At 44.6% G+C, this 20,258-nt stretch carries 16 protein-coding genes and 1 pseudogene; 2 read left to right on the forward strand and 15 right to left on the reverse strand.

Annotated elements, in window-relative coordinates:
• Positions 1 to 6 precede the first annotated feature (6 nt).
• The 14 genes and pseudogenes from pyrF to tig all read right to left on the reverse strand — a co-directional run bounded on the left by pyrF (position 7) and on the right by tig (position 15,076).
• Positions 7 to 702, reverse strand: a complete 696-nt coding sequence (gene pyrF / locus OCV11_RS11455; RefSeq protein WP_261892981.1) for an orotidine-5'-phosphate decarboxylase — start codon at positions 700 to 702, stop codon at positions 7 to 9.
• A gap of 131 nt (positions 703 to 833) precedes the next feature.
• Positions 834 to 1,303: pseudogene (gene tnpA, locus OCV11_RS11460) on the reverse strand (IS200/IS605 family transposase).
• A gap of 187 nt (positions 1,304 to 1,490) precedes the next feature.
• Positions 1,491 to 2,660, reverse strand: a complete 1,170-nt coding sequence (gene lapB / locus OCV11_RS11465; RefSeq protein ID WP_261892982.1) for a lipopolysaccharide assembly protein LapB — start codon at positions 2,658 to 2,660, stop codon at positions 1,491 to 1,493.
• A 25-nt stretch (positions 2,661 to 2,685) separates the two neighbouring features.
• The gene (locus OCV11_RS11470; RefSeq protein ID WP_261892983.1) at positions 2,686 to 2,961 is read right to left on the reverse strand and encodes a LapA family protein; all 276 of its coding nucleotides are present in this window, start codon (positions 2,959 to 2,961) and stop codon (positions 2,686 to 2,688) included.
• Between the two features lie 138 nt (positions 2,962 to 3,099).
• Positions 3,100 to 3,414: an integration host factor subunit beta gene (ihfB, locus tag OCV11_RS11475; protein WP_261892984.1), complete on the reverse strand. Its 315-nt coding sequence runs from the start codon at positions 3,412 to 3,414 to the stop codon at positions 3,100 to 3,102.
• 206 nt (positions 3,415 to 3,620) lie between these two features.
• Positions 3,621 to 5,291, reverse strand: a complete 1,671-nt coding sequence (gene rpsA, locus OCV11_RS11480) for a 30S ribosomal protein S1 (RefSeq protein WP_261892985.1) — start codon at positions 5,289 to 5,291, stop codon at positions 3,621 to 3,623.
• A 110-nt stretch (positions 5,292 to 5,401) separates the two neighbouring features.
• Positions 5,402 to 6,085, reverse strand: a complete 684-nt coding sequence (cmk, locus tag OCV11_RS11485) for a (d)CMP kinase (RefSeq protein ID WP_261892986.1) — start codon at positions 6,083 to 6,085, stop codon at positions 5,402 to 5,404.
• 176 nt (positions 6,086 to 6,261) lie between these two features.
• Positions 6,262 to 6,555: a ComEA family DNA-binding protein gene (locus OCV11_RS11490; protein ID WP_261892987.1), complete on the reverse strand. Its 294-nt coding sequence runs from the start codon at positions 6,553 to 6,555 to the stop codon at positions 6,262 to 6,264.
• A 143-nt stretch (positions 6,556 to 6,698) separates the two neighbouring features.
• On the reverse strand, positions 6,699 to 8,549 hold the full coding sequence (ppiD, locus tag OCV11_RS11495; RefSeq protein ID WP_261892988.1) for a peptidylprolyl isomerase: 1,851 nt from the start codon (positions 8,547 to 8,549) through the stop codon (positions 6,699 to 6,701).
• Positions 8,550 to 8,701: 152 nt separating this feature from the next.
• Positions 8,702 to 8,974, reverse strand: a complete 273-nt coding sequence (locus OCV11_RS11500) for an HU family DNA-binding protein (protein ID WP_261892989.1) — start codon at positions 8,972 to 8,974, stop codon at positions 8,702 to 8,704.
• 193 nt (positions 8,975 to 9,167) lie between these two features.
• On the reverse strand, positions 9,168 to 11,519 hold the full coding sequence (gene lon, locus OCV11_RS11505; RefSeq protein ID WP_261892990.1) for an endopeptidase La: 2,352 nt from the start codon (positions 11,517 to 11,519) through the stop codon (positions 9,168 to 9,170).
• 120 nt (positions 11,520 to 11,639) lie between these two features.
• Complete coding sequence (gene clpX, locus OCV11_RS11510; protein WP_261892991.1) at positions 11,640 to 12,920, reverse strand: ATP-dependent protease ATP-binding subunit ClpX; 1,281 nt, start codon at positions 12,918 to 12,920, stop codon at positions 11,640 to 11,642.
• Positions 12,921 to 13,039: 119 nt separating this feature from the next.
• Positions 13,040 to 13,666, reverse strand: a complete 627-nt coding sequence (gene clpP, locus OCV11_RS11515; protein WP_261892992.1) for an ATP-dependent Clp endopeptidase proteolytic subunit ClpP — start codon at positions 13,664 to 13,666, stop codon at positions 13,040 to 13,042.
• Positions 13,667 to 13,771: 105 nt separating this feature from the next.
• Positions 13,772 to 15,076, reverse strand: coding sequence for a trigger factor (gene tig / locus OCV11_RS11520; RefSeq protein WP_261892993.1), 1,305 nt, complete (start codon positions 15,074 to 15,076; stop codon positions 13,772 to 13,774).
• A 527-nt stretch (positions 15,077 to 15,603) separates the two neighbouring features.
• On the opposite strand from tig, the gene OCV11_RS11525 reads away from it, so the two are divergent.
• Complete coding sequence (locus OCV11_RS11525; protein ID WP_261892994.1) at positions 15,604 to 17,430, forward strand: sensor histidine kinase; 1,827 nt, start codon at positions 15,604 to 15,606, stop codon at positions 17,428 to 17,430.
• 9 nt (positions 17,431 to 17,439) lie between these two features.
• Complete coding sequence (locus tag OCV11_RS11530) at positions 17,440 to 18,786, forward strand: sigma-54-dependent transcriptional regulator (protein ID WP_261892995.1); 1,347 nt, start codon at positions 17,440 to 17,442, stop codon at positions 18,784 to 18,786.
• A gap of 108 nt (positions 18,787 to 18,894) precedes the next feature.
• On the opposite strand, the gene OCV11_RS11535 is transcribed toward OCV11_RS11530, so the two are convergent.
• Positions 18,895 to 20,256 (reverse strand): TRAP transporter large permease, encoded by a 1,362-nt coding sequence (locus tag OCV11_RS11535; protein ID WP_261892996.1) that lies wholly within the window; start codon positions 20,254 to 20,256, stop codon positions 18,895 to 18,897.
• Positions 20,257 to 20,258 lie beyond the last annotated feature (2 nt).

A 20,258-nucleotide genomic window follows, 5' to 3' on the forward strand; every position in this document is an offset into this window, starting at 1 on the left:
CGAGAGTTACACTAGCGTTGCGTTAATATCAAGCAACACTTGGGCAGGGTTTGCTGCTTGAGTAATTGGGCGACCAATCACAAGGTAATCTGACCCTTCTTGTACTGCATCATATGGGGTCATAATACGGCGTTGATCACCAGCTGCAGAGCCTGCTGGGCGAATACCAGGGGTAACAAGCTTAAACTCTTTACCAAGCTGACTTTTCAGCAATGATGCTTCCTGGGCAGAACACACCACACCATCGAGGCCTGCGTTTTTAGTTAATGTCGCCAGTGTAATCACCTGCTCTTGTGGCAAACGGTCGATACCAATACCTTGCAGATCAGACTGTTCCATACTCGTTAGTACGGTTACACCAATAAGCAGAGGGCGATCTTTACCATACGGCTCTAAAATTTCACGTGACGCCGCCATCATGCGCTCACCGCCACTAGCATGCACGTTCACCATCCACACACCCAATTCAGCCGCAGCACGAACTGCTTTCGAACAAGTATTGGGAATATCATGAAACTTCAAATCTAGGAATACTTGAAATCCACGACGATGTAGCTCTTTAACAAAATCTGGACCGAATAAGGTGAACATCTCTTTGCCCACTTTAAGACGACAGGTCGCTGGATCGATTTTATCAACAAAGGCAAAAGCATCTGCTTGATTATCATAATCTAAAGCTACAATTACTTTTGGATCGTTCATTTGTACTCCTAACTTATTTACACTAAAAAAAATATCCTCCGGCATAGCCGGAGGTTTTTCATATGCGCCTATAAGGCTCTCCTACCAGCAGCGCCCTAGCAGGCGCATCGTGATCTGACATTTGCATATGACTATTTCTTGCGACCCGTAAACGGGTTACCTGAATATGGGATCGACAGTTGCTCTCCCATTTTATCTTGATCTAATTGATGCTTGATGTAACTTTGGATCTGGCTTGTATTTTTGCCGACTGTATCAACGTAATAACCCCGGCACCAAAATTCTCGATTTCGGTATTTGAACTTCAAATCCCCAAATCGCTCATAGAGCATCAAACTACTTTTACCTTTTAAATATCCCATAAAACCTGAAACACTCAACTTCGGTGGGATTTCTAAAAGCATATGAACATGATCTTTACAGCATTCAGCCTCGAGTATATTCACGTCTTTCCATTCACATAGCTTTCGCAAGATTTCTCCAACTGCTCGACGTTTTTCACCGTAGAACACCTGCCTTCTATATTTGGGTGCGATTACACGAATACTATATGATATTTACAGTTCCATCTTGTGTGAGCTAAGCTCTTCTCGTCCCCCATATTGGGACCCCCTTTCAATTTCTGATTAACTCTTGTAGTTGCCAGACCACAAGGTATTTCTAACAAATTGAAAGGGGTTTTATAACTGACTTATAGCTATAAGCTCAACGGAACCCCCCAGCCAAGCTGGGGGTTTTCTCTGTACAAAAAAATGCAGCCCATAGGCTGCATAATAATTTCAATACCATTATTCCCCATCCAATCCACGGATAGGTTTGATGCATCCCCAGCTCTTACATGAAGGGCAATGCCAATAAAGTGAATGTGTTGAAAAACCGCATTGACGGCAACGGTAATGCGGCTTCGCTTTAAGTTGTTCACCAACCAATTTTTGCAGCGTTAACAAACTCTCTTTGGCACGACCCTCTTCTGCCTCAGCAATGTGGTAATCAATCAGACGGTAGAACCCCTTCATCGTCGGGTTCTTAACTAACTGACGAGTCAACAGATCCTGAGCAGAAGCTGTGCTTTCATGCTTCGCAACCAAATGCGCTAACATCAGTTCCGCTGATACACCCGCATTATGAGCAATACATTCACGCAAGAAGCGAACTAACTCATGTTCTTGGCCTAAGTGATAATAACAGTCAGCCATAATCGGCAACACTTCCCCAATAAAATCGATATCTTGGGTTACCACTTGACGCAAATATTCCACGGTGTGCGAGTAATCTTCGTGCTCTAGATACAATTTACCTAAAGAGATACTGGCGCGCACGCACATAGGATCGATTTGTAACGCTTTCTTAAAGAGTTGAATCGCTTTGTCATGATGCCCTTCCCCTTTCTCTTGCATGGCAAGTTCACACCAGAAATGCGCGATATTGGTTTTGTTTTTATCTCGCCCCATCTTAACTAAGGCTTGAGCGCACTCAATGGCTTTATGCCATTCACGAGTCTGCTGATAAATCGCTGTGAGCTGCTGCAGAGCCGATTCACGATGCTCTGGTTCATCAACCAATTGTTCAAAAATGCGTTCTGCACGGTCCAAAAAGCCCGAAACCATATAGTCCTTAGCCAATTGTTGTAGCGCTAAGTTCTTTTGGTCAATCGTAAGACCGGTACGTGAAATCAAATTTTGGTGAATGCGAATGGCACGGTCAACTTCACCGCGGGACCGAAAAAGATTGCCTAATGCAAGATGGGTATCGATGGTATCGTTATCGACTTGCAAAAGTTCAATGAAGTGATCAACCGCCTTGTCCGATTGATCAGACAATAGCAAGTTCAACCCCGTCACATACTGACGAGAGATTTGGTGAGATTGTTTCTGTTTATCTTGCTGAGCACTGCGGTGCCCCATATACCAACCATATGCAGCAGCGATTGGTAATAACAAGAACAGTATTTCTAACATTAAAAAACAGCCTTATCCTATCAAATCAGTTCTGATCTGCAGAGACATCGTTCTTGGCAGTCTGCTTTTTTAATTGTTTATTCAGTTTACGAATTTTAAATTTTGATTTGAGATGCACACCCACAAAGAGTATCCACGCCAATACAAACCCAACAACAAAAACGCTTCCAAGTAATGTCGAAAGATGGAACTGTCCCTGAGCCAACAAATAGTTAAAAGTGACTACTTCTTGGTTTTGAGCTCCCAACGCTAACGCGATCAGAAACAGAGCCAGAATGAGTACAATTTTTATAATTTTCATACGCGTCACCTATTCAGGAATGAGCCCCCATGATTATGCAGGAAAATCGCGCCACAAACCACGTCTAATCGGCATTCATGCTATAAAAAAGCGGCACGCTTGTAATAGCATGCCGCTTTTAAGAAATGCGTTTAGTAATCAGAGACTTTCGTTTACACGTTCGCGCAATTCTTTGCCAGGTTTAAAGTGTGGAACGTACTTCCCTTCCAACTCCACTTTGTCACCAGTTTTAGGATTGCGGCCAACACGAGGCTCACGAAAATGTAAAGAGAAACTACCGAAACCACGAATTTCGATGCGCTCTCCATCTTCCAACGTAGATGCCATATGTTCAAGAATGTCTTTCACCGCATCTTCGATCTCTTTTGCAGACAAGTGAGTTTGTTCAGCGCAGAGTCTTTCGATCAATTCAGACTTAGTCATAGTTTCCCTCTTTGAGTTGTTCACACTCATTATAGTAAGTAATGCCAATTCCAACAAACACTTGAGAGCTATTGGTTAAAAACTTCACGCTTTGATATTGGAATTTTGATCCAGTTTACACAACTTTGCTAAACACGTGTGTAAAAAATGCGCAAAAGTGATGTAAGAACAGGAATTACTTCTAAATTATAGACAAAAAAAAGGAGCCAGGATGGCTCCTTTTTCATCAAGGTCGATTATTCGCCTTTAGCAGCTTTGAAAGCGTCAGCCATAGCGTTACCGAACGCAGCATCTTCTTGCTTGTTCAGAGTAGCCATAACTTCTTGCTCTTCAGCTTCGTCTTTCGCTTTGATAGACAGGTTGATTACGCGGTTTTTACGGTCAACGCCAGTAAATTTCGCTTCAACTTTGTCGCCAACGTTAAGAACTAGAGTTGCATCTTCAACGCGGTCACGTGAAGCTTCAGAAGCGCGGATGTAACCTTCAACGCCATCTTCAAGTTCGATAGTTGCGCCTTTAGCGTCTACTGCAGTAACAGTACCGTTAACTAGAGCACCTTTCTTGTTGTCAGCAACGTAAGCGTTAAATGGGTCGTTTTCCATTTGTTTAACGCCTAGAGAAATGCGTTCACGCTCTGCGTCTACTGCTAGAACTACTGCAGAGATTTCGTCGCCTTTCTTGTATTCACGTACTGCTTCTTCTCCAGGAACGTTCCAAGAGATGTCAGATAGGTGAACTAGACCGTCGATGCCGCCTTCAAGACCGATGAAGATACCGAAGTCAGTGATAGACTTGATCTTACCAGTAACTTTGTCGCCCTTAGCTTGCATTTCTGCAAATGATTGCCATGGGTTAGCTTTACACTGTTTTAGACCTAGAGAGATACGACGACGTTCTTCGTCGATATCAAGAACCATAACCTCAACTTCGTCGCCAACATTAACAACTTTAGAAGGGTGGATGTTCTTGTTAGTCCAATCCATTTCTGAAACGTGAACTAGACCTTCAACGCCTTCTTCGATTTCAACGAAGCAGCCGTAGTCAGTTAGGTTAGTTACGCGACCAGTCAGTTTGTGACCTTCTGGGTAACGAGCTGCGATTGCAACCCATGGATCTTCGCCAAGCTGTTTCAGACCTAGTGATACGCGAGTACGTTCACGGTCGAATTTAAGAACTTTAACAGTGATTTCATCACCAACGTTAACGATCTCAGATGGGTGCTTAACGCGTTTCCAAGCCATGTCAGTGATGTGTAGAAGACCGTCAACACCGCCAAGGTCAACGAACGCGCCGTAGTCAGTAAGGTTCTTAACGATACCTTTAACTTCAGTACCTTCTTGTAGAGTTTCAAGAAGTTCGTCACGCTCAACGCTGTTTTCTGATTCGATAACAGCACGACGAGAAACAACAACGTTGTTACGTTTCTGGTCAAGCTTGATAACTTTGAACTCTAGCTCTTTGTTTTCTAGGTGAGCTGTGTCACGGATAGGACGTACGTCTACTAGAGAACCTGGTAGGAACGCACGGATACCGTTAAGTTCAACAGTGAAACCGCCTTTAACTTTACCGTTGATGATACCAACAACAGTTTCAGCTTCTTCGTATGCTTTTTCAAGAACGATCCAAGCTTCGTGACGTTTTGCTTTCTCACGAGAAAGTTGAGTTTCACCGAAACCGTCTTCTACAGCGTCTAGAGCAACATCTACTTCAGAACCTACTTGAACTTCTAGTTCGCCAGCAGCGTTTTTGAACTGTTCAGCTGGGATAGCAGATTCAGACTTAAGACCTGCGTCAACAAGAACGTAGCCGTTTTCGATAGCTACTACAGTACCTTTAACGATAGTACCTTGTTGGAATTCAGTCTCGTTTAGAAACTCTTCAAAGAGTTGAGCAAAAGATTCAGTCATTTAAATAATCTTCAATTTAAGTAAACGTCCACGGGTATCCTACCTCATGGGGTTATTAACTTCGCTAGTCATCATCCTTGCGACCAACGCTCTTTACTTCCCCGATGCAATTAGGCTCGTGGAAGCTTAGATTCAATGTAATTCAGTGCTTGAACCACCACTTCGTCAATCGACATTTCTGTGGAGTCAAGTACTAGCGCATCCTCTGCGGGGCGTAATGGAGCCACCGGGCGATTACGATCACGATCGTCACGCTCTTGGATTTCGCTTAAAAGGGCGTCAAATTTAACATCTAAGCCCTTAAGTTGCAACTGCTTAAAGCGTCTGCGCGCACGTTCTTCTGCACTTGCATCAAGAAATATTTTGACTTCCGCAGCAGGGAAAACCACTGTTCCCATGTCACGGCCATCAGCGACTAAACCAGCACCATCAGCAAAGGCACGTTGGCGGCGAAGTAGTGCTTCACGAACACGTGGCAATGCGGCGACTTTTGACGCTGCCATACCGGTTTCTTCTTTGCGTAGTTCACCAGAAACGTCTTCACCTTCTAAGATCACACGCACAAGATCGCCTTCTGCGATAAATTGCACATCCAGGTGAGTCGCTAATGGAACCAACGCCTCTTCTGATTCAGTATCCACACCGTGGTGAATTGCGGCCAAAGCCAACACGCGATAAATAGCGCCAGAATCGAGCAGATGGAAACCAAGTTTTTTTGCCAATAACATACAGAGCGTACCTTTACCCGCTCCGCTTGGTCCATCGACGGTCACTACCGGTGTTTGAGAGGACATGTTTTACTCCACTTAGTGTTAATTACGCAGCCTCAACTGACAGCGTTTTACCGGCCCGAAATTATAATAACAATCGCGTCTATGTGCCAGTTTTGAATCATCGCAGTGATAGATTTTGTCAGATAAAAAAAGCCCAATCACAATAGATTGGGCTTTCTGTGTCAAACCGCTCAACATTACAGCAAAATGCGTTGCTCGTTTTTCTTGATGATCGATTTACCGATACCTTTCACTTTGGCGAGGTCATCCTTGGTTTTAAATGGACCGTTTGCTTCACGATATTGCACTATCGCTTTGGCTTTCGACAAACCTACACCTTTGAGTAACGTCGATAGCTCCTCTGCAGAGGCTTTATTCACGTTGACCGTGATCTGAACTTGTTCGCTTTTTTGTGTGCTATTGGTCGCGGCTTGAACACTCGGAATACCTAATAGCAACAAAGTACTGAGCAGTAAGTGTTTGTGGTTCATTGTTTGTTTTCCCTATTGTGTCTTAATGGACGAATGCATCCTACAAACAAGATGGAAACTTACCGACTTAGCCTGCTAGAAAATACGACGGGCTCCATTAGGAGCCCGTCTTTCATCACATCAACAACATAATATGCTGGGAATTACTTCACATAATATTTGATGTCAGTGTTAGCACGTAGAATGGCTAGAATACCTGCCATATCTTGCTGTACCGAAATTTGGGTCAATTGCTGACCAATTTGTTTTTGGTACTTGCTGTCTGCATGCGTAGTGACTTTTTCCAGCTTAACTACAACAATGTTGTGTTCTGCATCGGTAGCACGAGTGTATGTCGCTTTACCCTCTTCTGGTTTAGCCATCGCAAATACAGATTCAGCCAATGGTGAATTACGGTCGATCGTTTCCACATCACTGAAATTCAACTGATTCGCTTTTAACAGTGCATCATCACCCTTAGTCAAAGCAACAACTAACTGATCCGCTAATGTAGCCGCAGCTTCATTCGCTTTAACATCCGTTAATTGCTTAACCACTTGCTCTTTCACTTGTGTCAGCGGAAGGACTTGCTCTGGACGAGATTCTTCAACACGAACCACCACAACATGTTCAGGAGCAATCTCAATTACTTCTGAGTTAAGGCCGTCTTCTTTCACTTCAGGTGTTGCCAGTGCCTTCTGTACGTCGTCGCCTTGCAGTAGCTTTGGTGCATCTTGAGCTGAAACGAAATCAGTCGTCACCACTTTGCCGCCAACCGCTTTTGCTGCTTCGTCTAAAGAGTCTGGTGATTCAAATGCCACTTTTTCCAGCTTACTTTGCAAGTCGTAGAATTTATCCACTGCTTTTTGCGTTTCAAGCTCGGTGCGAATTTGAGCCGCAACGTCTTTTAGTGGTTTAACTTGACCAGCTTTAACTTCATCTAACTTGATGATGTGGTAACCAAATGCCGATTTCACTACACCTGAAAGCTCACCGACTTTAGTCAGTGCAAATGCCGCTTTCTCAAACTCAGGGTCCATAGTGTCATGTTCAATCCAACCTAAAGAACCACCATCCGTTGCGCTACCAACATCTTGAGACTCTTTCTTCGCTAACGTAGCAAAGTCCGCACCCGCTTTAAGTTGGCTTAACACTGACTCCGCTTTCTTCTCATCATCTTTGATCAAGATGTGGCTAACTTTACGCTGCTCAGCGGTCGAGTATTTGTCTTGGTGCTCTTTGTAGTACTGTTGAACGTCTTGATCAGTCACTTTAATCTGAGATTGAAGTGCTTGTGCAGAGAGTTCAACGTAAGAAATTTTTGCTTGCTCTGGACGAGTATAAGCTTCTGGATGTTCTTTGTAGTACTGATTGATTTCGTCATCGCTCAACTTAACTTTTTTCGCGAAATCGGCTGTTTTTAGCGTAATCGTACGAACATCACGAGTTTGGTTAATCAACGCAGCCTGTTGGTCAACTTCACCTTTTAAGCTGAAAGCACTGCCCTGCAGAGCTGACATCAGTTGGTTACGAACAAGGTCTTGGCGTAGATACTCAGCAAACGAGTCTGGCGTAAAGCCAACACGACGCAGTGCTGATTGATAAAGCTCTTGGTCGAATTTACCATCTTTTTGGAAAGCTGGGATTGCAAGCAATTGTTGACGCACTTGGTCATCACTTACACGCAAGCCAAGTTTTTCAGCTTGTTGTTCTACCAAAAGATTGTTGATCATGCGATCAAGAACGGATTTACGGAAAGAGGCAACGTAAGCAGGGTCACCCAGAAGATTAGAAAAATAATCGCCTAATTGCGCTTGCATGCGATTACGTTCGTTCTGATATTCCTGTTCAAATTCAGTACGACTGATTTGGCTGTCCCCGACTTTCGCCGCTGCATTGTTGCTACCAGTGACTAAGTAGCTACCGATGCCAGCAAAAACGAAGGATAGGATGATGAGTCCAAGAATAACTTTAATCGCGATGCTATTAGCGCCTTCGCGTAGTCGATCCATCATAGTGTTACTGCTCTCCGGATTAAGAAGTGAGATACTTCGTTCAAAATTGAATAGCGCGATAATAACAGAAAAAGAAATGCGCATCAGTAGGATGCGCATATTTTAAAAAGGTTCGATTTATTTGCTAGGAAAGGTAACTAGCATCAGTCGAATTAGTTGCAAGCGTCTTTAAGTGCTTTACCAGCTTTGAATGAAGGCACTTTAGCTTCTGCGATTTGGATTTCGTCACCAGTTTTTGGGTTACGACCAGTGCGAGCTGCACGAGTACGAACCTGGAAAGTACCGAAGCCAACAAGAGCAACTTGGTCACCTGATTGAAGAGTATTAGTTACTGCTTCGATGAATGCGTCTAGGGCACGACCTGCAGATGCTTTAGAGATATCAGCATTCGCTGCGATTTGTTCTACTAATTGTGTTTTATTCACTGTGATTCCCCTTTGGTCACCAATTATTATTTTGTTCGGTGCCTGTTCGTTCCATTATTTTCCAAAAAGCGGCGCAACCCTTGTCATTAAAGGGCTTGCGCCACAGGACTTAACGTTAGCTGGCAAAAAAAACGCTGACAAGCCTTTTTTTGACTGATCAGCGTAATCTTTTACTTATTTTTGCTGCACATCACTATTTTACAGGCTCTAACTCAACGCCTGTTGGGTCTTTAACCAGTGCAACTTTCAAAACTTCATCAATCCAACGCACCGGACGTACATCCAGATCAGCGATAACATTGGCTGGAATCTCTTCCAAATCACGTTCGTTATCTTTTGGAATTAGAACCGTTTTGATACCACCACGGTGTGCGGCAAGCAGTTTTTCTTTCAAGCCACCAATTGGTAGAACTTCACCACGCAGAGTGATTTCACCAGTCATCGCTACGTCAGCTTTAACTGGGTTGCCTGTTAAGCTCGAAACCAACGCTGTACACATCGCAATACCCGCACTTGGACCATCTTTAGGTGTTGCACCTTCTGGTACGTGCACGTGAATATCACGTTTTTCATAGAAGTCAGCATTAATGCCAAGCTTATCTGCGCGAGAACGTACTACTGTCATTGCTGCTTGGATAGACTCTTGCATCACATCACCCAATGAACCAGTTTGGGTCATCTTACCTTTGCCTGGCATCGATTGTGCTTCAATAGTCAGTAGGTCACCACCGACTTCTGTCCAAGCTAGACCAACGACTTGACCAATACGGTTATGCTCATCCGCTTTACCGTAATCAAAACGTTGTACACCTAAGTAATGTTTTAGGTTTTCCATGTTCACAGTCACGTGCGAAATCTCTTTGTTCAGCAGAATATTCTTCACTGCTTTACGACAGATTTTTGAAATCTCACGTTCCAGGCCACGAACACCAGCTTCTCGGGTGTAGTAACGAATGATGCCGACAATGGCGGAGTCTTCAATGGTAATCTCTTTTTCTTTCAGACCATTGCGCTCAATTTGCTTGCTCACTAAGTGACGTTTGGCAATGTTCAATTTTTCATCTTCTGTGTAACCAGAAAGACGAATCACTTCCATACGGTCAAGCAGTGGACCAGGGATGTTCATTGAGTTAGAAGTCGCAACAAACATCACGTCAGACAAATCGTAATCCACTTCTAGATAGTGGTCGTTAAACGAGTTGTTCTGCTCTGGATCAAGCACTTCAAGCAATGCTGAAGCTGGGTCACCACGCATGTCAGAAGACATTTTGTCGATTTCATCCAATAGGAACAGTGGGTTTTTGACGCCAACTTTCGCCATTTTCTGAATCAACTTACCTGGTAACGAACCAATATAAGTACGACGGTGACCACGGATTTCTGCTTCATCACGCACGCCGCCCAGTGCCATACGTACGTATTGACGACCGGTTGCCGCTGCAATAGAACGGCCAAGTGAGGTTTTACCTACACCTGGAGGACCAACAAGACAAAGGATCGGGCCTTTGAGTTTGTTGATACGACTTTGCACCGCGAGATATTCAAGAATACGTTCTTTCACACGTTCTAGACCATAGTGGTCTGAGTTTAAGATCTCTTCTGCTTTAGACAGATCTTTCTTCACTTTCGAACGTTTATGCCAAGGAACGCTCACCATCCAATCGATATAGCTACGAACTACCGTGGCTTCGGCAGACATAGGTGACATCATTTTCAGTTTTTGCAGTTCTTGCTCAGTTTTTTCACGAGCTTCGGCTGGCATTTTTGACGCTTCGATTTTCTGCTTTAACGCTTCGAATTCGTCTGGAGCATCGTCCATCTCACCCAGTTCTTTCTGAATAGCTTTCATTTGCTCATTCAGATAGTACTCACGTTGAGATTTTTCCATCTGCTTTTTCACTCGGTTACGAATGCGTTTTTCAACTTGCAGCAGATCGATTTCAGATTCCATTTGACCCATGAGGAATTCAAGACGTTCTGTTACGTCCAGAATTTCCAACACTTTCTGTTTATCGGCCAATTTCAACGGCATATGCGCAGCAATCGTGTCAGCAAGACGCGCGGCTTCGTCAATTCCGTTAAGCGAGGTCAATACTTCAGGTGGGATTTTTTTGTTGAGCTTGATAAAGCCTTCGAACTGATTAATCGCACTGCGAACAATCACTTCTTGCTCTTTATCATCAAGTTCTGGCGTGATTAAAAAGTCTGCCTCAGCAAAGAAGTAATCACCTTCGATGAATTTCTCGATTTTGGCGCGTTGTTGCCCTTCTACAAGAACCTTTACTGTACCGTCTGGTAACTTAAGTAATTGCAAGATTGTGGCAACGGTACCAACTTCAAACAAATCAGATACTGTCGGCTCATCAGTCTCCGCCTGCTTTTGTGCGACAAGGAGAACTTGCTTGTTGTTATCCATCGCCGCTTCAAGGCATTGGATGGATTTTTCACGACCAACAAACAAAGGGATAACCATGTGTGGGTAAACCACTACATCGCGCAGAGGTAGTACGGGGATCTCGATACGCTCGGAACGTTCCAAGTTCATATTTTTCTCTCTTCCGCTTCAATTCATATGGCAGTATATGGGGGCTAACTCACTGGAATCAATGACAGAACATAAAAAAAGGAGGTATTTCTACCTCCTTTGCTATTTTCTTAACCGAAGTTACTCAGCGCCAGCAGCTTGGCTGTCTTTACTTGAGTAAATCATCAATGGTTCAGATTCACCGTTAATGACGGATTCATCAATCACCACTTTACTTACGTCGGTCATGGAAGGAAGTTCGTACATTGTTTCCAAAAGTACATTTTCCAGAATAGAGCGCAGACCACGAGCACCTGTTTTGCGTTTCATTGCTTTAGCAGCAATCGCTTTCAATGCGTCTTCACGGAATTCCAAATCTACGTTTTCTAGTTCGAACAACGCGCCGTACTGTTTAGTCAGTGCATTCTTCGGTTCACATAGAATTTGGATAAGCGCAGCTTCGTCCAGTTCAGTCAGGGTTGCCGTTACAGGCAAACGACCGATGAACTCTGGAATCAAACCATACTTCACTAAATCTTCAGGCTCAACTTGAGTAAATAGCTCACTCAATGATTGACTCTGATCTTTAGAGTGCACTTCAGCAGCAAATCCGATACCCGTTCCTTTTGATACACGTTGTTCAACCACTTTATCTAGGCCAGCAAACGCACCGCCACAGATAAATAGGATCTTAGATGTATCAACTTGAAGGAACTCTTGTTGAGGATGTTTACGGCCACCTTGTGGTGGAACAGATGCAACCGTGCCCTCAACAAGCTTCAATAGTGCTTGTTGAACGCCTTCACCAGAAACATCACGGGTGATGGATGGGTTTTCTGCCTTACGAGAAATCTTATCGATTTCATCGATATAGACAATACCACGTTCAGCTTTAGCCACGTCGTAGTCACATTTTTGAAGAAGTTTTTGGATGATGTTTTCAACGTCTTCACCCACGTAACCTGCTTCAGTCAATGTTGTTGCATCGGCCATCGTAAACGGTACATCTAGGAAACGCGCTAACGTTTCAGCAAGAAGTGTTTTACCACTACCGGTTGGACCGATAAGCAGAATGTTACTCTTACCAAGTTCCACGCCTTCACTAGTAGTGTCACCGTTACGTAAACGCTTGTAGTGGTTATAAACCGCAACCGCAAGCACCTTCTTAGCTTGTTCTTGGCCAATCACATAGTCATCAAGGTGTTCACGAATCTGACGCGGCGTTGGTAATGCCGACGATTCCTTCTTAGGAAGAACATCTTTAATCTCTTCGCGAATAATGTCGTTACAGAGATCGACACACTCGTCACAGATGTACACTGATGGACCTGCGATTAGCTTGCGAACTTCGTGCTGGCTTTTGCCACAGAAAGAGCAGTAAAGCAGTTTACTACTACCACCCTCTTTGCTTTTATCTGTCATTCGCTAACCTCTTAGCCTTTACACATATAGGTCTGAGTGTATAACAATTTTATTCAAATTGCGTGAAGCAATTTGCAGAACTGCTACACACCAGACATCAAGTCTTTTACTTGCTATTTTTACTCACCACGGTGAGTTAGTACAGCATCTACCAAACCATATTCTACTGATTGAGTCGCTGACATGAAGTTATCGCGATCGGTATCACGTTCAATGACTTCAATAGACTGACCAGTATGCTCTGCGAGCAACTTATTGAGTTTCTGTTTGATAGAAAGAATTTCCTGAGCATGGATTTGAATATCGGATGCTTGCCCTTGGAAACCACCTAGCGGCTGGTGAATCATTACGCGAGAGTTTGGTAACGCATAACGTTTACCCTTCGCGCCACCCGCTAGTAAGAATGCGCCCATTGATGCGGCTTGTCCCATACATACTGTGCTAACGTCAGGTTTGATAAATTGCATGGTGTCATAGATAGACATACCAGCAGTAACGCTACCACCAGGAGAGTTGATGTAGAGGAAGATGTCTTTATCAGGGTTTTCAGATTCTAAGAAGAGCAGTTGAGCCACGACTAGGTTCGCCATGTGGTCTTCAACTTGACCCGTTAAGAAAATGACACGCTCTTTTAACAGACGAGAATAGATATCATAAGAACGTTCACCGCGAGACGTCTGTTCTACTACCATAGGTACTAGCGCATCAATAATTGGTGACATTGCATTTTTTTCTTGGTAGCTCATAGTCTTATATCCCTAAAATAAATGGCCCGGATGACGAATATCATACGGACCATTGTTAGCAGAAGAGTCAACGTTTCGTCAACCTTCTACGCTACATATTGCTTATTAAGCAGCAGTTTGAGGGTTCATTAGCTCATTAAAGCTAACTGCTTTCTCAGAAACTTTTGCGTCAGCAATGATCGCGTCGATTGCCTGATCTTCAAGAGCCAGGTTACGCATGTTGTCCATCATTTGTTGGTTTTGCTCGTAGTAAGCAATCACTTCTGATGGGTCTTCGTATGCAGTCGCCATTTCTTCGATAAGAGCTTTTACTTTCTCTTCGTCAGCTTTTAGCTCTTTCGTTTTAATGACTTCACCTAATAATAGACCAACTACAACGCGACGTTTTGCTTGTTCTTCAAATAGTTCGCGTGGAAGTTGTGCAGCAGCTTCTACGTTGCCACCGAAACGTTGTGCAGCTTGACGACGTAGAACTTCGATTTCTTGGTCGATCAGTGCAGCTGGAACTTCGATGTCGTTTTCTTTTACTAGGCCGTCGATAGCTTGTTGTTTGATGCTAGCTTTAACCGCTTGTTTCAGTTCGCGTTCCATGTTTTTACGAACTTCAGCTTTAAGTGCGTCAACACCGCCTTCTTTCACGCCGAATTTCGCAACGAATTCGTCGTTAAGTTCTGGAAGTTCACGAGCTTCAACTTTGTTTACTTTGATAGCGAATTTCGCTGCTTTACCTTTTAGATTTTCTGCGTGGTAATCTTCAGGGAAAGTCACTTCGATGTCGAATTCCATACCTTTAGTTTTGCCAACGATACCGTCTTCAAAACCAGGGATCATACGACCAGCGCCCATTTCTAGAGGGAAGTTTTCAGCTTTACCGCCTTCAAATTCTTCACCGTCGATAGAACCAACGAAATCGATAGAAACACGTTTGCCTTCGCCAGCAGCTTCGTCAACTTCAGCCCAAGTAGCTTGTTGTTTACGTAGAGTTTCTAGCATTTCTTCAACGTCTGCATCTTGAACATCAGCAGCTGGTTTTTCAACAGCGATGTTAGATAGACCTTTCAGTTCAACTTCTGGGTAAACTTCGAAAGTCGCTGCGAAAACAACGTCTTTACCTTCAGCAACTTCAACAGGAGCAAAAGTAGGTGCGCCAGCTGGGTTGATTTTTTCTTTTACGATTGCTTCGATGAAGTGACGTTGCATAACTTCGCCTAGAACGTCTTGACGAACTGCTTTGCCGTACATTTGAGCAACCATTTTCATTGGCACTTTGCCTTTACGGAAACCATCGAAACGACGGTTTTTCGCGATGTTGCGTAGTTCAGCTGTCACTGCATCTTCAACGTTTGCAGCAGGAACAGTAATGTTAAGACGGCGTTGTAGGCCTTCTAGCGTTTCAACAGTAACTTGCATTATATTTAAACCTCAAAACTTGCCCATTTCGGTGGGCATCGTGAGCCAAAACTTGGTTTGGCTGCATCCATGTAGTGTGCCCAAACGAGCACATAAATGTTTCAATTGAGTGTAGATATACACACCACAAGGGATCGTATATCGGACTAATGAGTGATATCTTGGCCAGCCCAAAGGCGGGGTAAAGGTATCTCCGATTAGTCTCAGAACCAAAATTTAGAGACGCGACATTCTAACGAGCTACGCTTTTCCTGTCGAGCGTCCACCCAAGATGAAGTGTTTTAAGTCCTAAAAACCCAATCAAGTGCTAAAAAAAACACCAAACTGACATGGCATGCGTTTAGAAATGGGGGCGCATTGACCTAATTCAAGCCACCTTACGCGTTTTTTTAATGAAAAATTGGTGAAATGTTTAAAAAGAGATCTCGCTCAGGTTTTAATCCGCAAATTCAGCACCTTTTCGCCAACGTTTCATGGCTTTGCAGTTATGCTTATTGCACACAGGAATTCGCAGTTGAGGCATCAGGATGCTGCCATTACGTCGTTTTAATGTCTATTTTGTGCTTATCTATCTGTTTGTGGCTGCACTTTCAGCGCATTGGGTGTGGCATTACAGTTATCAATCCTTACTGCGCGATCACACCGCTCAGTTGGAGCGTTTTTCTGCTCACATTGGCGCGAAACTCGATAAGTACGCGACCATACCTCGTTTACTCTCTAAAGATAGAGAGCTTATTGATGCGCTACTCAACCCTGCTAATTCTGCGCAGATTGAAGTCACCAACCGCTTTTTAGAACAGGTGAACGATGTGATTCAAGCCTCGGACACTTACCTACTTGACCAGCGGGGAACCACGGTTGCCGCCAGTAACTGGTCATTAGATCGTTCATTTGTCGGGCGTAACTTTGCTTGGCGTCCCTACTTTTATGAAGCCATTGTCGGTGAACGCAGCCAATACTTTGCCTTAGGCTCGACCTCTGGTGAAAGAGGTTACTACTACGCTTACCCTGTCATTTACGCCGCAGAAATCATTGGTGTGGTGGTAGTTAAAATGGATCTCGCGGCGATTGAAGACAATTGGCAAAGCCAAGACAGTTACTTTGTAGCGACCGATGCGAACAATGTGATCTTCATGTCTAGCCAGCCCAAGTGGCTATTTAAGAGCGTTTCTGATTTATCGCCGACGATTCGAGAAAAAATTCGAGATAGCCGTCAATATCTTAACAACACCATTCCGTCGTTAGGCTTTGTTGCCGACCTCACCGTCTCTCCATCTGAATGGACCAATCCTAAACAAGGATGGTTGACGGGCGATATGATCGTTACCAGCCGTCCAGTACAAGAGCTGGCACTCAACATCCGCGTGCTGACGCCTAAAATAGATCTGTTTTGGACTACCTTTGGCGCGGTGCTGATCATCACTATGATTTTTGCCATCGTGTATCTTGCTTTATTGCTCATTTATCACCGGTTAGCACGTCAACGACAAATCGAGCAAATTCAGCAGGAAGCGAAACAAAAACTGGAATTTTTGGTCATGGAACGAACTTCTGAGCTACACGCAGAAATTGAAGAACGCATTCGTGCTGAAGAGGCATTGCGTCAAATGCAAGATGAGTTGATTCAAGCGGCTAAGCTCGCCATGCTTGGGCAAATGTCTGCGAGCATCAGCCACGAGCTCAATAACCCTTTGGCAGCAATTCGTGGTTTTGCTGACAATGCCAGACGCTTTATCGCGAAAGGACAAATTGAGCGCGTTGACGATAATCTGGCTCGCATCTCCTCTTTAACAGATCGCATGGCAAAAATCAGCGACCAGTTGAAATCATTTGCGCGCAAATCGGATGCTCAAGAGCTGGTAACAGCACAACTGCTCCCCGTTATTTTGTCAGCTAAAGAGTTAGTGCAACCTCAATTTAAAGCGCATGAAGTGGATTTAGCGATTCACGCACCAGACCATCCATTGTGGGTCAGTATCAATCCTATCCAAATCGAGCAAGTACTGATCAATCTTCTCACTAATGCTCTACAAGCAATGGAAGAACAAGAGGTTAAACAAGTAGATATTCATTTAGAAGAGTATCACGGACAAGTATTGCTGTTTGTAGACGACAATGGCCCGGGTGTACCAGAAGATAAAAAGGTTCACCTATTTGACCCGTTCTACACCACCAAGAAAAACGGCTTAGGTTTAGGGCTCTCGATCTCGCATCAAATCATTACCGGACTCAATGGCAAACTGACCGTAGCCGATGCGCCTTTAGGCGGCGCTCGGTTTGTCATTGTACTGCCTTTAGTTGAAGTGCCAATCACCCTTTCATCCCCCGCTCCCCAAACTGAAGATCAACACTGAGGAGTCGTTATGTGTGACGTATTTTTTATTGACGATGAAAAAGATTTACGCGTGGCAATAGAGCAGAGCTTTGAGCTTGCTGACATTGACGCCCGTTTTTTTGCCTGTGCCGAGGATGCTCTCTTAGCACTTAAAGAGGGTGAAGCACCCGCGGTGATTATTTCTGATATCTGCTTACCCGGCTTAACTGGACATCACCTTCTTGCCACGTTAACCCATCAAGAACCTGATATACCTGTCATTTTGATCACCGGTCATGGGGATATTTCCATGGCAGTGCAAGCAATGCACGATGGCGCTTACGATTTTATTGAGAAACCTTTTGCCACTGAACGCTTAATTGAAACCACGCTCCGCGCGATTGAAAAGCGCTGCTTAACCATAGAGAACCAAAAACTCAAACGTAGCCTTAAAGCAAGTCAAACCCTAGGACCACGCATCATCGGTGAAACCTTGTGTATTCAACAGCTGCGCGAAACAGTCACCCACATTGCCGACACCAATGCCGACATTTTGCTGTTTGGCGAAACTGGTACGGGCAAAGAGCTTATTGCGAGATCACTCCATGAACAGAGCTCGCGACGCGAAAAAAACTTTGTTGCCGTCAACTGCGGTGCTGTGCCAGAAAACCTGATTGAAAGTGAGTTATACGGCCATGAAAAAGGCGCCTTTACTGGCGCGGAAGCGAAGCGCATTGGTAAATTTGAACATGCCCAAGGCGGCACGCTGTTTCTCGATGAAATAGAATCGATGCCAATGCAAGCGCAGATACGTTTACTGCGGGTATTGCAAGAACGAGTCATCGAGCGAGTGGGTTCTAATGAACTCATTCCTCTTGATATTCGCGTGATTGCGGCCACCAAAATCGATTTAAAACAGGCCGCAGCAGAAGGCAGATTTCGCCAAGACCTCTACTATCGACTCAATATTGTCACCCTCGACATTCCTCCGCTCCGTGAACGAAAAGAGGATATCCCGGCCCTATTTCATCACTTTCTGTTGGTTGCAGCGGCGCGTTACGGCAAAGCGGCACAATCACTGTCGCGCCATGATTTGCAATCGCTGCTCAATCATTCTTGGCCGGGCAATGTGCGCGAACTGCGTAACGCGGCGGAACGTTATGTCCTTTTAGGGAAACTCAGCCATCTTACCGATTCCCCTCTCGCCATGCCCGCACTCAACAGTCTTGCCGATCAAGTGGCGGAGTTTGAGAAAACCGTGATTGAGGAGGCGCTGATCGCCTGTGGTGGTCGCATCAATGAAACCATGGATAAACTGGCGATTCCGCGTAAAACCTTATATGACAAAATGCAAAAGTATCGCCTCGATAAAGATTTATACAAATCTGTTGAGTAACAACGCCATTCAAAAACACACCGCGCCGCGAATTATAACGTTAAGCTTATAAAAAAGCGCCTCATTGAGTGAGGCGCTTTCTTTTTCTCATTAGAGAAATAGGCGTGGTTATTTAGTGATGATTTCCGGCCCCATCAACATCGTTGGTAACCATGTTGAAATCAGCGGAACGTAAGTCACCAAGATGAGGAACAAGAACATAATGCCAACCCAAGGCAGCGCCGCTTTCACAACCCCTAGCATCGACATTTTCGCCACACCTGCCGTCACAAAGAGGTTCAGCCCCACAGGCGGTGTGATCATCCCTATCTCCATGTTTACCACCATGATGATACCGAGATGGATTGGATCAATGCCAAGCGCGATAGCAATTGGGAACACTAATGGTGCCACAATGATCAGTAGACCTGATGGCTCCATGAACTGACCACCAATCAGCAGCAACACGTTCACCGCAATTAGGAAGGTAACAGGTCCAAGCCCTGCATCCAAAATCGATTCGGTGATCATTTGTGGAACGCGTTCTTCCGTCAATACATGTTTTAAAATCAAAGCATTGGCAATGATAAACAGCAACATGATCGTCAGTTTACCAGCGTCAACTAAAGTCTTTTGTGTATCCTTATGAACTAGCGAGTGCAGCACTTTGACTAACGCATTGCTGTGATTCTGCTTATCGGCAAACGGCCCCATATCGCGGTAGATAAAATTGGCAATAAAGAATGCGTAGACCGCTGCCACCGCTGCTGCTTCCGTTGGCGTGAATACCCCGCCATAAATACCGCCGAGAATAATCACCACCAGCAATAGCCCCCAACTGGCATCTTTACCTGCCGCAAGCGCTTCTTTCCAGCCGACAAAAGGTTGCTTCGGCAGTTTTTTCACGCGCGCCGCAATATAAATAGCGACCATCAGCATTAATCCCGCAAGCAAACCGGGAATAACCCCGCCGAGGAACATGCGCCCCACGGAAACGTCGGTTGCCGCTGAATAAACCACCATCACGATTGAAGGAGGAATCAAAATTCCCAAGGTTCCTGCGTTACAAATCACGCCAGCCGCAAACTCTTTGGTGTAACCATTTTTGACCATCGCGGTAATCACGATACTCCCGATCGCCACGACAGTTGCAGGCGATGAGCCCGACAAAGCGGCAAACATCATACACGCGACCACTGACGCCATCGCCATCCCACCAGGGAACCAGCCTACCATCGCAATCGCAAAGCGAATAATGCGCTTTGCCACACCGCCGGTAGACATAAAACTCGAGGCCAAAATAAAGAATGGAATTGCTAAAAGCGTGTAATGCCCTTCAAAAGCGTTAAACAGGGTTTGCGCAACAGAAGCCATCGACGCTTCTGAATGCCACATCAAGAACACAATACTCGACAAACCCAAAGAAACAGCAATTGGCACACCAATCAACATAAAGCCAATAACCATTAGGAAGAGAATCAAAATTGCCATGG

The sequence above is a fragment of the Vibrio porteresiae DSM 19223 genome (assembly GCF_024347055.1).
In the GTDB taxonomy this organism is placed as follows: domain Bacteria; phylum Pseudomonadota; class Gammaproteobacteria; order Enterobacterales; family Vibrionaceae; genus Vibrio; species Vibrio porteresiae.